Origin of the sequence: Methanothermobacter tenebrarum (assembly GCF_023167465.1) — an archaeon.
Lineage (GTDB): Archaea > Methanobacteriota > Methanobacteria > Methanobacteriales > DSM-23052 > Methanothermobacter_A > Methanothermobacter_A tenebrarum.
The window spans coordinates 441,381-456,603 of record NZ_AP025698.1 but is presented as its reverse complement, the minus strand read 5'-3'; the positions used below and the strand labels follow the sequence as shown (position 1 = coordinate 456,603).

The 15,223-nt window shown below is 41.1% G+C and carries 21 protein-coding genes and 1 pseudogene; 17 read left to right on the top strand and 5 right to left on the bottom strand.

The genetic code is table 11. The features are described 5' to 3' along the window. Positions 1-4 precede the first annotated feature (4 nt). From MTTB_RS02570 to MTTB_RS02550, 5 genes are all read right to left on the bottom strand, one after another. Complete coding sequence (locus MTTB_RS02570) at positions 5-937, bottom strand: transcription initiation factor IIB (protein WP_248564956.1); 933 nt, start codon at positions 935-937, stop codon at positions 5-7. Next, entirely contained in the window at positions 934-1,203 is a 270-nt protein-coding gene (locus MTTB_RS02565) for a Gar1/Naf1 family protein (protein WP_248564955.1), read from the bottom strand. The genes MTTB_RS02570 and MTTB_RS02565 overlap by 4 nt, the downstream gene beginning before the upstream one ends. A 96-nt stretch (positions 1,204-1,299) precedes the next feature. Continuing rightward, entirely contained in the window at positions 1,300-2,178 is an 879-nt protein-coding gene (locus MTTB_RS02560) for a UPF0104 family protein (protein WP_248564954.1), read from the bottom strand. A gap of 202 nt (positions 2,179-2,380) precedes the next feature. Next, positions 2,381-3,037 (bottom strand): RraA family protein, encoded by a 657-nt coding sequence (locus MTTB_RS02555; RefSeq protein WP_248564953.1) that lies wholly within the window; start codon positions 3,035-3,037, stop codon positions 2,381-2,383. Between the two features lie 4 nt (positions 3,038-3,041). Further along, the gene (locus MTTB_RS02550; RefSeq protein ID WP_248564952.1) at positions 3,042-3,332 is read right to left on the bottom strand and encodes a DUF211 domain-containing protein; all 291 of its coding nucleotides are present in this window, start codon (positions 3,330-3,332) and stop codon (positions 3,042-3,044) included. 147 nt (positions 3,333-3,479) lie between these two features. Between MTTB_RS02550 and MTTB_RS02545 the strand changes: the two genes are divergently transcribed. The 17 genes and pseudogenes from MTTB_RS02545 (at position 3,480) to MTTB_RS02460 (ending at position 15,186) form a co-directional block, all read left to right on the top strand. Next, positions 3,480-3,929, top strand: coding sequence for a toprim domain-containing protein (locus tag MTTB_RS02545; RefSeq protein ID WP_248564951.1), 450 nt, complete (start codon positions 3,480-3,482; stop codon positions 3,927-3,929). Between the two features lie 28 nt (positions 3,930-3,957). Beyond that, positions 3,958-5,100, top strand: coding sequence for a DNA primase DnaG (gene dnaG / locus MTTB_RS02540; protein WP_248564950.1), 1,143 nt, complete (start codon positions 3,958-3,960; stop codon positions 5,098-5,100). A gap of 10 nt (positions 5,101-5,110) precedes the next feature. Further along, complete coding sequence (locus MTTB_RS02535) at positions 5,111-6,616, top strand: ATP-binding protein (RefSeq protein ID WP_248564949.1); 1,506 nt, start codon at positions 5,111-5,113, stop codon at positions 6,614-6,616. A 34-nt stretch (positions 6,617-6,650) separates the two neighbouring features. After that, positions 6,651-7,532 carry a site-specific tyrosine recombinase/integron integrase gene (gene xerA / locus MTTB_RS02530; protein ID WP_248564948.1) on the top strand — a complete coding sequence of 294 codons (882 nt, stop codon included), beginning with the start codon at positions 6,651-6,653 and terminating at the stop codon, positions 7,530-7,532. A gap of 174 nt (positions 7,533-7,706) precedes the next feature. Further along, positions 7,707-8,681 carry a permease gene (locus MTTB_RS02525; protein WP_248564947.1) on the top strand — a complete coding sequence of 325 codons (975 nt, stop codon included), beginning with the start codon at positions 7,707-7,709 and terminating at the stop codon, positions 8,679-8,681. Positions 8,682-8,693: 12 nt separating this feature from the next. Further along, positions 8,694-8,924 carry an MTH895/ArsE family thioredoxin-like protein gene (locus MTTB_RS02520; RefSeq protein ID WP_248564946.1) on the top strand — a complete coding sequence of 77 codons (231 nt, stop codon included), beginning with the start codon at positions 8,694-8,696 and terminating at the stop codon, positions 8,922-8,924. 16 nt (positions 8,925-8,940) lie between these two features. Beyond that, positions 8,941-9,138 (top strand): hypothetical protein, encoded by a 198-nt coding sequence (locus MTTB_RS02515; protein ID WP_248564945.1) that lies wholly within the window; start codon positions 8,941-8,943, stop codon positions 9,136-9,138. A 245-nt stretch (positions 9,139-9,383) separates the two neighbouring features. Further along, a pseudogene (locus MTTB_RS08335) lies at positions 9,384-10,367 on the top strand (ABC transporter ATP-binding protein). After that, a complete protein-coding gene (locus MTTB_RS02500) occupies positions 10,360-11,112 on the top strand; it encodes an ABC transporter permease (RefSeq protein WP_248564944.1) in 753 nt (250 codons plus the stop codon). The pseudogene MTTB_RS08335 and the gene MTTB_RS02500 overlap by 8 nt, the downstream one beginning before the upstream one ends. A 3-nt stretch (positions 11,113-11,115) precedes the next feature. Then, the gene (locus tag MTTB_RS02495) at positions 11,116-11,556 is read left to right on the top strand and encodes a universal stress protein (RefSeq protein WP_248564943.1); all 441 of its coding nucleotides are present in this window, start codon (positions 11,116-11,118) and stop codon (positions 11,554-11,556) included. A gap of 9 nt (positions 11,557-11,565) precedes the next feature. Further along, on the top strand, positions 11,566-11,904 hold the full coding sequence (locus MTTB_RS02490) for an ArsR/SmtB family transcription factor (protein ID WP_248564942.1): 339 nt from the start codon (positions 11,566-11,568) through the stop codon (positions 11,902-11,904). A 117-nt stretch (positions 11,905-12,021) separates the two neighbouring features. Continuing rightward, a complete protein-coding gene (locus MTTB_RS02485) occupies positions 12,022-12,663 on the top strand; it encodes a biotin transporter BioY (protein WP_248564941.1) in 642 nt (213 codons plus the stop codon). Next, on the top strand, positions 12,641-13,045 hold the full coding sequence (locus MTTB_RS02480; RefSeq protein ID WP_248564940.1) for a DUF1284 domain-containing protein: 405 nt from the start codon (positions 12,641-12,643) through the stop codon (positions 13,043-13,045). The genes MTTB_RS02485 and MTTB_RS02480 overlap by 23 nt, the downstream gene beginning before the upstream one ends. Positions 13,046-13,097: 52 nt before the next feature. Beyond that, positions 13,098-13,631 (top strand): THUMP domain-containing protein, encoded by a 534-nt coding sequence (locus MTTB_RS02475; RefSeq protein ID WP_248564939.1) that lies wholly within the window; start codon positions 13,098-13,100, stop codon positions 13,629-13,631. Between the two features lie 82 nt (positions 13,632-13,713). Then, positions 13,714-14,397 (top strand): potassium channel family protein, encoded by a 684-nt coding sequence (locus MTTB_RS02470; RefSeq protein ID WP_248564938.1) that lies wholly within the window; start codon positions 13,714-13,716, stop codon positions 14,395-14,397. Positions 14,398-14,542: 145 nt separating this feature from the next. Beyond that, the gene (locus MTTB_RS02465) at positions 14,543-14,836 is read left to right on the top strand and encodes a TIGR04076 family protein (protein WP_248564937.1); all 294 of its coding nucleotides are present in this window, start codon (positions 14,543-14,545) and stop codon (positions 14,834-14,836) included. A gap of 5 nt (positions 14,837-14,841) precedes the next feature. Then, a complete protein-coding gene (locus MTTB_RS02460; protein ID WP_248564936.1) occupies positions 14,842-15,186 on the top strand; it encodes an Mth938-like domain-containing protein in 345 nt (114 codons plus the stop codon). The last annotated feature ends 37 nt before the right edge of the window (positions 15,187-15,223 follow it).

Sequence of the window (15,223 nt, the reverse complement as noted above, 5' to 3'; positions counted from 1 at the left end):
CAAATTATAGGGTTACACCCATATCTAATTGTTCTGTCAATTCTTTGTATCTGTTTCTTATTGTTACCTCAGTTACGCCTGCAACTTCTGCAACGTCCCTTTGGGTTTTCCTTTCACCGAGGAGCACTGATGCTATGTAAAGTGCTGCCGCGGCAACCCCTGTTGGACCCCTACCAGATGTCAGACCCTTTTTCATGGCCTTTTCGATTATTTCGATGGCCTTTGATTGGACTTCCCCTGATAGTCCCAGTTCTGTTGCGAACCTTGGTACGTAGTCTACTGGTGATGTTGGAGGCAATTTAATATTTAATTCACGTGTTAGGAACCTGTAGGTTCGGCCGACTTCTTTTTTGCTTACTCTTGAAATCTCGGCGATCTCGTCGAGTGTTCTTGGAACGTTGCATCTTCTACATGCGGCATAAAGTGATGCTGCGACCACTCCTTCGATGCTTCTACCTCTTATAAGTTTGTTTTCAACCGCTTTTCTATATATCATTGATGCGGCTTCTCTCACGCTCCTTGGGAGTCCAAGGTTTGAGGAATCACGATCTAATTCGCTCAGGGCATAGGCTAAGTTTCTCTCTGTGGCGCCGGAGATTCTGATTTTTCTCTGCCATTTTCTTAGCCTGTACCATTGAGCTCTGTTCCTTGCTGGTATGTCTCTACCATAGATGTCCTTGTTTCTCCAGTCTATCATTGTTGATAGGCCCTTGTCGTGTATTGTGTAGGTTAGAGGTGCTCCTACTCTTGTGCGTTTGTCGCGTTGTTCATGGTCGAATGCTCTCCATTCTGGGCCCATGTCTAGGAGATTGTCATCTATGACTAATCCGCATTTTCCACATACTATTTCGGCTCTTTCATAGTCTCCTCTAAGGTCTTCGGATCCGCATTCTGGGCATCTTGTTTCCTTTTCGATCTCTGAAATCTCCTTTTTCATTTTTTCCTTTTTCGTTTTTTTCGCCCCCATTCTCTCTCTATATATAAGCTTTCTCCAACTCGGTTCTCAATATTTTTCGAATTTATTGCACGAATTGGTTTTATTAGAATATATGGCATTTTTGTCGGGCCGAAGATGTCGTGGACTTTACCGAGTAATTGTCCTTTGGATGTGAAGACTTTGGCTTTGAAGGGTGGTGTGTTCTTTGAACGTGCTATGATGTTGCCTCGTTTAGAAATGTGTGAAATTTTCCCAAGCACCCTCATAATAATAACCGAAAATTTTGTATATTATATCTTAAGGAGGTTATATATAAACTTTTCGGCTTGTATATGGTAAGCTTATCAAAGAGAGCCCCCTCATCAGCTTTCATGATTTCTTATGATAATTCTCCCATAATACACGGCAGCGAGAAAACCAAAGAAAGTTGGGGTTATGTAACTGGCCAACCTATCAATAACACTCGCTGCCATCACATGATCCGCTGATATCCCAGCAACTGCAAAGAGGGCGACGAGTATACCCTCCCTCAACCCAAGAGAACCCGGAAGTAATGGTAAAAGTGATATTAGAATCCCCACAGTATAAATTATAATCAACGAAGCTATTGGAGGCTCCACGCCAATAGCCCGAAAACAGATATAAATACGGGTTAAATCAAGAAACCACATAATCAAGGAAAGTAAAAAACCTATTACTAACACTCTCCTGTCAGTTAATGCCATTGAGAATCCACTACTAAACCTGTTAACGTAAAAGATTATCCTATCCCTCAAATTCCCAAATTCAAATCTTCTACGTGTTATATTCCTAATGAAGGGCAAAAATGATCTTATTATACCCAAAACTATCCTCTGGGCTACATCCCGCCTAGCCCCGGCATAGATAACCACTGAAAAAAGTATTATAGTAAATATTATAAGGAAACTCACTATAAAACGGGTCCAAATAGAAACTTCCCATGTCATGATGAGAATAGCCGAAAGTAAAGATATTATAGCGAAGGGTATGAATTCAAACACTCTATCAGCAGTTGAAGATGCGAAACCTATCTCAAAGGGGGTTCCCCTAAGTTCAAAGAGAAGATAAGCCCTCAAGGGTTCCCCACCAGCAGCCCCGGGGGTTATATTATTCCCAAAAATACTCGCAAGTAACATAAGAAATAACGAAGAAAACTTAGGGGATTCATCCACAAGGTTAAGTATCAAACGCCAACGAAAAGTCCACAAAACAAGGATCATACCCTCAAAGAAAATTCAAAACCAAAAAAGACGGATCGGTCCGCTCCAAGGCCAATAATATCCCCTTAAACCCGGCGAATAAACCTAGGATGAATACTAGAATCGCAACAATTAGAAATGATAAAATAATCGTCTTTTTATGCTCCTTTATATAATCAAAAATGCCTTGACCCTCTTCCATCCTCTAAACATCCCATGGGGGTTATTTTAAACCGAGGATCCTTGAAAGTGGGATTCCATCCTCGATTCGCCTGTCTATTTCAGACTCCTTCTCCTTTATCCTTAAAGCTTCCTCCATCACAATATCTAGGAGTTCCTGGGGGACTACAACTACACCGGAATCATCACCAAAAACATAATCCCCAGGCTTGACCTTCACACCCTCACATTCCAATTCAATATTGATTTCACCCAAGGCTAGGGGTTTCCCAGCATTTGGAACAACCCTCTTTGAAAAAACAGGAAAATCTAATCTGCTGATAGCATCAAGGTCCCTGCAAGCCCCATATATGATCGTACCGGCAATATTCTTTTTCTTAGCCGTCTTGGAGGTTAACTCGCCCCACACCGCATTATCATCCCCCTCCACCATTATAAATATAACCTCTGATTCACTCGCATGGTCAATAGCCTTTACCGACGTCCCCCAATCATAATCCTTTGTCTTTGCCGTTATCACGGGTCCGAAGATTTTCCTCTTGTTTAATGGTCTGAGGGAATGTATCGCACCATTATAACCGGAAATCTTATGGAGGGCATCAGAGATTTGGGGTGTTGAAAATCCAATTGTGGGGGTTTTCCCAGTGGCACTAAAACTTTCAAGAAATCTCCTGGGTGATATTTTACCCTCTATCTTCATGGGATCAATCCTGTGGTGTTGTAACCTCTTCTACCATGACTTTGCCAGCCACTACCTCATCTACACTGTGTATTGATCCACCATACTTTTCAATGGCTGCTGTTATCTCCTCAAAATCTAGGTCGTTTCCTTGTATGGTTACTTTAACGTTCTCTGTCTCCTTGTCTATTTCCATGAGGGTTATATTAACACCCTCAACACCTTTAAGTTCGCTCAGGTATATTGCATAATATGGGATTATAGGATCATGGGGTTTTAGTATATCCAATACGATCCTAATAAGGCCCTTCGCCACCTTATTTTCCTCCAAAAATTTATTATCTTTTCCCTAAATTTTCTCTATTAACCTATGGGGTATTTAAAGTTTACAGTCCAACCATGGGATGGACGTTAGCCTATTCTTTAGATTTATATATTAGTATATCATATAATATAGATACTAATGGTTATTAAAGGTTTTAACATGACACTGGGAAGATTACAGCGCCTGAACGAAGAACTAGAGGAACTTCGATATTGCAGTGAACAAGGGATACCAATTCTGATAGAAGGGAAAAGAGACGAGGAAGCTCTTCAAGAACTTGGAATACATGGCGAATTCATAAAAGTTTCAGGGTCATCATCAAATTTATCTGAAATTGCAGATTCAGTTGCCAGATCATCATCAATGGTGATAATTCTCACGGATTTTGATAGGAAGGGTAACCAACTTGCGAATAGACTTCGCAGAGAAATAGAGAGCCTAGGCTGTTACCCGAATTTACAGATTCGCAAGAGGATAATGGGGATGACAAGAAAGTACATAAAGGACATACAAAGTCTTCCCAAGTACATACAAAGACTGGAGATGGAGATCTCCCCATACCCTTTCCAATACAACTCCATCTACTAACCACAATAAACTCATAGAGGGGATTATCATGGGAAAAGAGGAGATAAGCACGACTAAATATCTTATTCATGCTCAAATTAACGCTAACGGGATTGTTGAAAAACCGGATGTAGTAGGTGCAATATTCGGACAAACAGAAGGATTACTAAGCAACGACCTAGACCTTAGAGAATTGCAAAAAACGGGAAGAATAGGAAGAATCAAAGTCAACATAACATCAAGGGGTGGTAAATCAAAAGGAGAAATAATAATACCATCAAGCCTTGACAGAGTCGAAACAGCCATACTAGCAGCCTCACTAGAGACCATAAACAGAGTAGGACCATGCGAAGCCTACATACAAGTTACAAAGGTTGAAGATGTAAGAGCCGTGAAAAGAAAAAAGGTAGTTGAACGTGCAAAGGAAATATACGCCAGCATGATGGAAGAAGTAGCACCAGAAAGTCTTAAGATGATCGAAGAAGTGAAAGAGGCCATGAGAGTCCATGAAATAACAGAATACGGCGATGAGAAACTGCCAGCAGGCCCCAATGTAGCCACGTCAGACGCTATCCTCGTCGTGGAAGGAAGATCAGACGTTATAAACCTCCTAAAACATGGTATAAAAAATGCAATCGCAGTCGAAGGGGTGAACATTCCCAAGACCGTTGCAGAACTAACCCGTAAAAAAACAGCAACGGCCTTCGTAGACGGTGACAGGGGCGGGGAGCTCATCCTAAAAGAACTTCTACAAGTAGCAGATATCGACTATGTTACAAGAGCCCCCAAGGGAAAAGAAGTAGAAGAACTTGGAAAGGATGAGATAATGGTCGCCCTCAGAAACAAGGTACCTGTAGAGCAAATCTACCATGAACTGGGCATGCCAGCGAAGAGCAAAAAAACAGAAGACAAAATGGTACTATTAAAGAACATACTCGACGAACTAGAAGGTTCAGGTAATGCAGAGATCCTAGATGATGCTCTCAACATCCTAAAAGAAGTTAGAGTCGAAAACCTCTACGATGAACTGAAAAATGTCAACAACCACCCCTATGCTATAGTATTTGATGGTGTGGTAACACAACGCCTAGTTGACATCTCATATGAGAAGGGAGTGAAGTATCTAGTCGCCATAAGAAGTGGCGAAGTCGTGAAAAAACCCCAGAACATCAAGATAATAACAAATAATTGAAGGATTTAAAATGTATGTTGACATGCGAAAGGAAACAATCGATGATATTGAAAGTACAGATGATATAAAAATACCAGAGGATCCCCTCGAGAGGGTTATAGGCCACGACAATATAATGCCAATGATTAAAATCGCCGCGAAACAAAAAAGAAACCTATTACTCGTCGGCCCCCCAGGTATTGGTAAGTCGCTTCTTGCACAGGCGATCTCATATCATCTACCCAAACCATCCGAGGAGATAATAGTCGTACACAACCCAGAACAACCCGAAAGACCCTTCGTAGAAGTTAAAACCCGGAAGGAGATAGAAAACGAACTACTAGAAATGGAAATGGCCGAGGGTGAGCTGATAGACCCTCAAAGCGCTCCGGATGCCGTGGCGGAGAGGCTCGGGTTCAAATGCGTGCACTGTGGCGAATACAGCAGCGCATATACCAGCGTATGCCCCAAATGTGGGGGTGAAAAATTCGCTCACATCAACGCCAGACGAAAACACCTCGGGGACCTGCTGGGAATGTTCGAGATGAATTCAAACAACCTGAAAGTCCCCCAGAAGAGAGTTACAACAACAAGGCTAATAAACGGCGTCGAGGAAGTGGTCATCTACGAGAGAGTGGGCGGAGACGAAATAAAAGTACTCGACCAAAGAGCATTAGAAAAAAGAAGACAAATGGTAGAAGAAAAGCCAAGAAACGTTATAGTACCACTGGAACGTAAAACATTCATCCAAGCGACAGGAGCCAGTGAAACAGAACTCCTAGGTGATGTGAGACACGACCCCTATGGTGGACACCCAGACCTCGGATCACAACCATATGAGAGAGTAGTGCCCGGGGCAATCCACGAAGCACATGAAGGAGTCCTGTTCATAGATGAAATAGTCCACATCGCAAGCCTCCAAAGATATATACTAAGTGCAATGCAGGACAAAACATTCCCAATCATAGGAAGAAACCCTCAAAGTGCAGGGAGCTCTGTTAGAGTTGAAAACGTCCCATGCGATTTCATATTCATAGGAGCATGCAATATCATAGACCTACAATACATACTACCACCCCTCAGATCAAGGATACAAGGAGAAGGCTATGAGATACTTATGAACACGACAATGCCAGACACACCAGAGAACAGAGCGAAACTAGCACAATTCGTCGCACAGGAAATAGAAATAGATGGTAAAATCCCCCCAGCAAAGGTAGATGCGATCGAACTCATAATAGAAGAGGCGAGAAAACGTGCAAGGGTCATCGACGACATGGAAGATTCATTAACACTCAGACTCAGGGACCTTGGTGGGGTGGTGAGAATGGCAGGCGACCTCGCGGTGATGGAAGGAAGCGAATACATAACAGGCAAACACGTGGAAGCCGCCATAAAAAAGGCCATCCCAGTAGAAGAACAGATAATAAAAAAATACAAAAGCTATGAGAATGCACTTCAAAAGGATCTCACAAGTTCACAGCATATACGCAAATTCCAGGGACACCATGATAACATAGACAGAAGCTACATGTGATCTTCCACATGTACAGGTTGAGGGTTACTTGAATATGAAAGCTACGAGTATCCTCAAGGACTTCCCTGAGATGATAGAGGATTATCTAATCGACCTAGAAATTAGGAACTATTCATTAAACACTATAAAAACTTATAAATCCATCCTAGATAACTTCCACAGGTTTTTGAGAGATGAAGAAAATTCGGATAAAAACATACTAGGATCCTTTAAAAGATATATAAGATACCTGAAAAGGGAGAAGAAAGTATCCCAAAATTACATATACCTTGTAACTATTGTTGTTAAAAAATTCTTCGAATTCCATAAAATGGACCACCTAAAGGACGTTAAAACCCCGAAAAGGGTGAAATCACTCCCAAAATCATTGAATGAGGATGAAGTGAAGAGACTGATAAGAGCAGTGGATGCTGATACCAGAAAGCGAAAATTTACAAGAACAAGAGACAAACTCATATTATCCCTACTTTATTCTTCTGGACTCCGAGTCTCAGAACTTGTATCCTTGAATGTGAATGATATTGACCTCAAGGAGAGGACTATACGTATAAGGGGTAAGGGTAACAAAGACCGCATAGTGTTATTCGACCAAAAAACAAAAAAACTAATCAAAGATTACCTCCGTGAAAGAACCCAGGAAAGCGAATATTTATTCCTAAATCGCTTCGGGAAACCGCTAACACCACGCTATATCCAGATAGCAATAAAAAATTATGCGATAAAAGCGGGGATCAAGAAAAAGGTGACACCGCACATTCTAAGACACTCCTTCGCAACACACCTTTTAAAGAATGGGGTTGACATAAGAGCCATACAACAGCTCCTTGGACATTCAAACCTTTCAACAACACAAATATACACCAGCGTAGACATGGGAACGCTCAAAAACCTTTATGACAGGGCTAAGTTACTTTAGTTTTCCCGGTCACCTATTCTTGCGCGTACTCTTCCTTTCAAAGGGGTGGGTTTTCCAGGCGACAAGAAGATAAAAGCTTCTCTTATTTTATCTGTCCTTAGGGATAGTAAGGTTTATATGATAGCCCACAAAAGGATATATTAATAAATTTAAATATATTAGTGGAGGTGTTTTATGGTATTACAAGAACTCGCCGACTACATAACCTACAAACTCATAGGACTCACACCATCATCACACCTTGGCAAGGCGGTGAACTTCTTCATCTATGACACCACAAAAATATTCATACTTCTCACAATCCTAATATTCACCATATCATTTATACGAACATATATACCCCCACATAAGGTCAGAAAAACCCTAGAAAAGAGGCACGAATACACAGGGAATATAGCAGCAGCCCTTGTAGGTATAATAACACCATTCTGTTCATGTTCAGCAGTACCATTATTCATAGGATTCGTCGAAGCAGGAGTACCCCTCGGGGCAACATTCTCATTCCTCATATCATCCCCCATGATAAACGAAGTGGCGATAATACTCCTACTAGGCCTAGTTGGCTGGGAAATAACAAGCATATACATAATATCTGGCCTCATAATATCCATAATAGGTGGAATACTCATAGGAAAGTTAAAACTAGAAAACCAGCTCGAAGATTACGTTTATGAGACGCTTGAGAAGATGAAAAAACTTGGAAATCTAAGAGCCGAAATACCAGACCCTACACTAAAAGAAAGATACATAATAGCAAAAAATGAGACAAAGGACATTCTAAGGAGAGTGGCACCCTATATTATTATAGCCATTGCCATAGGCGGATGGATCCACGGATACGTGCCACAAGACTTCCTAATAGAATATGCAGGTCAAAGGAACATCCTAGCAGTCCCAGTAGCCGTCCTTATAGGAGTCCCATTATACTCAAATGCTGCTGGCACCATACCCCTGATATCGGCCCTGATCGAGAAGGGTATGGCCACCGGAACAGCACTAGCACTTATGATGTCAATAACTGCACTTTCACTCCCGGAGATGATAATATTAAGAAAGGTTATGAAACCAAAACTCCTCGGACTATTCATAAGTATACTGGCAATCTCCATAATAATAACAGGTTACTTTTTCAATTTCATAATAGGATGAGGTGAAAATAACATGAAACTGAGAATATATGGTTTAGGATGCGCAAACTGCGAAATACTTGAAAAAAATGTTAGAGAAGCCATAAATGAACTTGGAATCGATGCAGAAATCGAGAAAATAGATGATATGGATGCAATATTAGAATCCGGTATAACAGCCTTCCCAGCATTCGCAATAGATGGTGAAATAAAAGTCATGGGTAGAATAGCATCCAAAGAAGAGATAAAAGACCTCCTATCATAAAATGAGGGTGATACTAATGGCAAAAGAAGAAAAAGGCTTCGAGGCCAAGATCAAGGCCATGACAACAGGCGGATGCGCATGCATGACAGGCATCCTCGAAAAGAAAGCCTCAACCCTAAAAAAGGTAATATGTAAAGGATGTGGAAAAGTCTTCAGGACCAACAGGGACACAGAATACTGTTACGATTGTCAAAAGAAACTAAAGAACATGTAAGCCTCCATTAGAGGAGGAAAGGATCATAAGAAGTTTATACTACAGTCCATGACAAAGAACCTGAAACGAGTGGCCAGAACATTGGAGTATACGATGAAAAAGCCAAAAACCGCAACATGATCCATCAGCACCCCCCACAAGTTTCAGTAAAGATAAATACTCGATTTTATACCAGTAAAGCTTCTGGGTAACCTAGATAAAATTGGAGAAATTAGAAGCCACCCTCAAACAATTAAGGGGATAAAATGGTAATAGAGGTCAAAAACCTCAGCAAACGATTCGGGGACATTCAAGCAGTTGATAATATAACCTTCAATGTTAAAGAGGGTGAAATATTCGGTTTCCTCGGCCCCAATGGTGCGGGTAAAACCACCACAGTCAGCGCGTACAAGCGCACGTGGAGAACGCTAGCACCGCCCCAATGGTGCGGGTAAAACCACCACAGTAAGAATGCTAACAGGTATAATAAGACCAGATAATGTCAAATAAGCATTCTAGGCCATGACATGATAAAGAATCCGATAAGGGTTAAAGAGAAGATCGGTGTCGTCCCAGAGACCTCCAATGCGTATATAGACATCACAGGCTGGGAGAATATGATGCTCACAGCAGGACTCTATGAAATCCCCAAGGAACATGCCACCAGACGTTCAAAAGAACTCTTGGAAGATTTCGACATTTACAATAGAAAAGACCATAAAGTTAAAGGTTATTCTAAGGGGATGAAACAGCGCCTAATACTCTGCATGGCACTTATACACAACCCCCTAATATTATTCCTCGATGAGCCCACAAGTGGCTTGGATGTTCAAAGCAGCATCAAGATAATAGAAAAACTTAAAAGGATAAAAAGAGAGGGTAAAACCATTTTCCTGACAACCCATAACATGTGGGAGGCTGAAAAACTCTGTGACAGGATAGCTATAATAAACAGGGGGAAAATCGCGGCAATAGACAAACCAAAACTCCTCAAGGAGTTAACAGAAGAGATGAGAAAAGTTGAGATAACATTTGAAGAAAAACTTGACTTCGAAAGTATAAAAAAGCTTATCAGAGCACCGATAAATAAAACAGGGGATAAGAGTTTCATAGCAGAATCTGAGGATATAACCGAAATTATCTGGAGAATAAGCAAATTTGCAATGGAAAACGACCTAAAGATAAAATCAATAAACACCCTAACCCCATCCCTAGAAGAAGTCTTCATAAAGATAATAGAAGGTGGATAGCTTGGGCCAATTAAATCGTGCGCTAACCATAACAAAAAAGAACATCCTAATATACTATTTGAAGGGGCCCGTGATAATATTCGGTGTTCTCATACCGGTATTCTTTTTCCTGACCTTTATAGTGGGGGGTAAACATCTACCCTGGAGTTTCCTTATAAGTGGGCTTACAAGTATGACAGTATTCTTCACCGCAACTTCAGTATCCCCTGTGATAATGCCGTGGGAGGCTCAAATGAACACACTAGAAAGGCTTATAGCATCCCCGGTTTCGATCTATGCGATAATAATAGGGGACATGTTAGCATCTGTGGGTTTCAGCCTACTAATAACCATAATACCAATAATATTGGCATTAACTACTAACATAACCATCACAGACCCGCTGATTTTCGTACTTGGGGTTATGTTAGCTGCTATATGTTTCTTGGCTCTTGGAAGCTTACTATCAACACCGAGAACGAACCTCCCATCTAATATCATGATGTTATCATCTCTTATCAAATTCCCCCTAGTATTTATAAGTGGAATATTCATACCCCTAGAGAGCATGGGCTGGGGAAATTACATAGCCTTATTCTCGCCACTAACCTACCTTATGGATATTGTAAGATACTCGATGCAGGGAGTGCACACATACCCTTTAATCATTGATATAGTTTCCCTGCTATTATTCACTATAATTTTCTTCATAGCCTCTATAAAACTCCATGAGGCAACATCCCACACAGAATATAGGGAGGTATAAAACTTGTATAAGAAGATACTGTTGGCTACGGATGGATCTAAATGTTCCAATATCGCGGCGGAACATGCCATTAAGATCGCGGAGCAGAATAATGCAGAGTTAATCGTCCTAGCAGTAACAGAAACATATTCTGTTGAGAAGCTCCCAGTCGAGGACCTAACACGTAAGGTGATCCAACTCTTCAAAGAAGAATCAGAAAAGGCCCTAGAGGACGTCAAGGATATGATAGAAGAAAAAGGATACCCTATAAAATTCACTTTGAAGAATGTGGAAGGAAAGGCTGCGGATTCCATCCTTCAGGTAGCCGAGGATGAGGACGTTGACCTTATCGTTGTTGGAGTTTCAGGTAAACACGCCCTAGAAAGGTTCGTATTGGGGAGCGTCTCAGAAAAGGTTGTGAGAAACGCTCGAGTCCCAGTACTTGTTGTCCGATCAAAAAGATAAGGAGATTCCATGAAACTTAAAAGACCGACGGATGAACAGGTCAAGGAACTTAAAAGGATCCTGTCAAAGATCCCGGATGATGAAAAACTCGAAGAGGATGCTTCCGTTATAAAAGCCTTAGCCGATCCCACAAGGCTTAAGATAGTATACCTCCTCCAACATGGGGAACGCTGCGTATGCGAAATAATAGAAGCCCTTGAAAAGCCCCAACCAACAATATCCCATCACTTGGCCATACTCAAAAATGCCGGGATCCTTAAATGGAGAAAAGAAGGTGTATGGATACATTACAGGCTAGCGGATGAGAAAATACCAAAACTCATAGAAAAACTACTACTCCATTTATAGTCTCCTATGCTCATAGCCCCCCATAGGATACTGAGAGTATTATAATGGGGAAAGTTTTTATAAAAAGCTGATCATAAAAAAAGGATAGCTTATTAATTATCCCCTGGAGGGTTTAATGTGAACCTGGAAAGCTACTACAGGAAACGTTACATGTTATTCAAATGGAGAAGTAGCCAATCATTCGTTAACAAGTCTATTATGGCATTTTTCATGGCCTGTTTAACTGGTTTAATGGCGCAGATTGTAATCCCACTCCCTTGGACGCCAGTACCCGTAACCGCCCAAACATTCGCAGTTTTAATTTCAGGCGTGCTCCTTGGAAGATATTGGGGTGGCCTCAGCCAACTAATTTATGTGATCCTCGGCGTGGCTGGGATACCATGGTTCGCTGGGATGGAAGGCGGTTATACCGTCATCTTAGGAGCCACTGGAGGATACTTGGTAGGTTTCATAATAGCAGCGCTCTTTCTAGGCCACTTCGTCGATAAGTACGTAAGATCGAGGAATTTCATGCCAATGTTTGGTCTGATGCTCTTTGCAAACTTCATACTCATTTATGTGCCAGGACTCCTTGCCTTGAGTTTCTGGGTTTACACGACAAAGGGGTACACACCATCCCTATGGGATCTCCTTGTTATGGGCCTTTTACCATTCATCATAGGAGACATTATTAAGATCACAGGAGCTTCCGCACTTACAAAGGCCATAACCCCTAAGGAAGCCTATGGTGAGGAGGTTGACGCTAAAATTTCAGATTAGGGCACACCACCTTCTATGTATGGAAGGCTTCCAAGGATATGGATACGATAGAAAATTCACAGAAAACCTTAAGGGTATCATCGAAATCCTAAAAGGGAATCCTAGCGTCCAGGTTACAGTGGTAAATGAGGTTGATGAGATCTGTAGGATGTGCCCTAATAAGAGTAAATGCGAGGAGGATGAGAACCTAAAGGCCAAGGATGAGAGGCTAATCAAGCACTTGAACCTTAATGTTAAAGAAACCAGAGCCTACCATGAAATGCGCTCGTTAATCAAAAAGATAGATTTCAAGACCTTGGAAAAAATCTGTGGCAATTGTCAATGGATTAAAAAATGCAAATTTTACACCAAAAAAAGATTATACCATAGGATGCACCAATAAATCTAGGTGAATACTACCCACTTTCTGCTAAAATTGTGGAGTGTGAAGTAAAATGAAAATTCCAGAATATTTTAACCTTCTTGTAACTGTATGTGGCCAGAAGGGTGGAGTTGGTGGCGAGGAGCTTGTAGGGATGGAGGAGCTCGAACTCGCACTCCAGGATTATGAATCTCCACTTAATATTAAAGATTGTGAGTTTCCTAATGTAATTCTAATCGATCTTGCAATGGATCCAAAGAAGGCTGTGAAAATTCTTGAAAATTCGCCCACAACAGTAATATCAAAGGTTGTGCCCATCGAAATCGTGGTCAAAACAAGGAAAGACAGCATCCTAGAGAAGGCAGTTGCACTTGCAAAGGAAAAAACTAAGCCAGGGGATTCATTCAAGGTTATATGCGACCTCAGGGGTAGAAGATACATAAAAACCCCGGAGGAGATAATCGAGGATCTTTCAGAGCTTCTAATTGACAGACTAACCCTTGAGAGGGATGAAACTAACCCAAAGTGGATAGTGCAAATAGAGGTGGTGGGAGAAAACACTGGCATCAGCATCCTAAAACCCAATGAAGTCCTCAAAAAGGCGTGAAAAAAACCAGGGGGTTATAGGCGGAGGGTTAACCCCACCCAATCAAATGCTAGGATTTCTCTTCTTGAGGGAGTTGTATGTGATGGAGAAGATCCAAGAAAAGTTTAGTCTCTTCCTACAGGTGCTAATACTCACCCTAATAATCCTTGACGGGTTCCTTATTCTAATAAGCATATTCTTGCCATTGAAGCATGCAACCTTCTCCAATATAATCCTCTTTGATCTTGTAACGAGCATAATATTGGCAATTGGTTATATCACCCGCCTGAAATTTGGGATCATCAATTGGAATGTTCTTATTGTCTCTATACCATTTTATTTTATCGGCGTATACGCCTTAGGCCTTGAACCCACTTCCCTGATCCTCAAACCATTGAATTTATTGAGGGTTTTTGGGTTATTTTTTGCTGTAAAAGAACTTGCATCTTCCGTTAATGAATTTGTTAAAAAGAGCCGGTTAACTTATGGTTTGAGCCTGTTTATATCTTCTTTATTATTGTTCACTATACTATTCTTCCTAGAGGAGTCTCCCGTCAACCCAGCTGTTAATACATATGAGGATTCCTTATGGTATGTGCTCCAAACCCTTACAACAGTCGGATACGGTGACATCATACCAGTAACTGTCCTTGGCCGGCTTACAGGTGTCATGGTAATGTTAAGTGCGATTGTGGCTACAAGTCTTATAACAGCATCGGCAACTTCAACGCTTATCGAAAAATTTAGAGAAGAACAGGATGATCCGAGGAGAGAAGGTATCAGTTAAAGAAGTTCGAGAAAAGGATTGACGAATTCCAAAAAAGACTTGAAAAGATTGAGGAATATAACCGTAAACTTATAGAAATGCTAAAAAATAAATAACATATGCCTAGATAAAATTTTTTGGAGATTATCCGTGGGGGGTTTTTGGAATGTTGGAGATAATGGTTCATAAGATAAAGGGGGAATGTCCAGTTTATAAGGAAGGTGACAGGATTGTTGTAGACGATCCCCAGATACTCTTAGATGAGACAGATGCACTGTGCACCCATGCACTATCCACTATCCTACATTATACCACCATACTTGAGAGGGATTGGTGCCCAGTTGAACTTGGACTTACCAGGGAAAATGATCCCGAAAACGCGTATATGCAATGTGTAGACCCTGGGAAGCCATATACGGATGGTGGTACTGTAATATTCAAGTGTAAGAGGATAAAGTGATGGGCATGTTCCAAGATTGTAAATTTGGCATGGTAAAATATGATGAGAAAGAATACAATCATGATATTATAGTGCATGTGGATGGGAGTGTAACAGCAAGAAAAAAGGAAATATCAAGGAGAAAGTATGGCACTTCACATATCCTGGCAGAGGAGGAAATCAAACCACTACTCCATGAAGAACCAGATGTTATAATTGTCGGATCAGGAGTCCACGGCGCCCTAAGGTTGGGTGAAATTAGCATGAAAGCCGATATTATAGTATCGCCAACATGTAAGGCCGTGAGAGAATACAACCAGTTAAAAGAGGAGGGTAAAAGAGTAGCTGCTATTGTTCATGTAACATGTTAAACTTATAATACAAAAGGATCAGCCACAGTAAAAAATG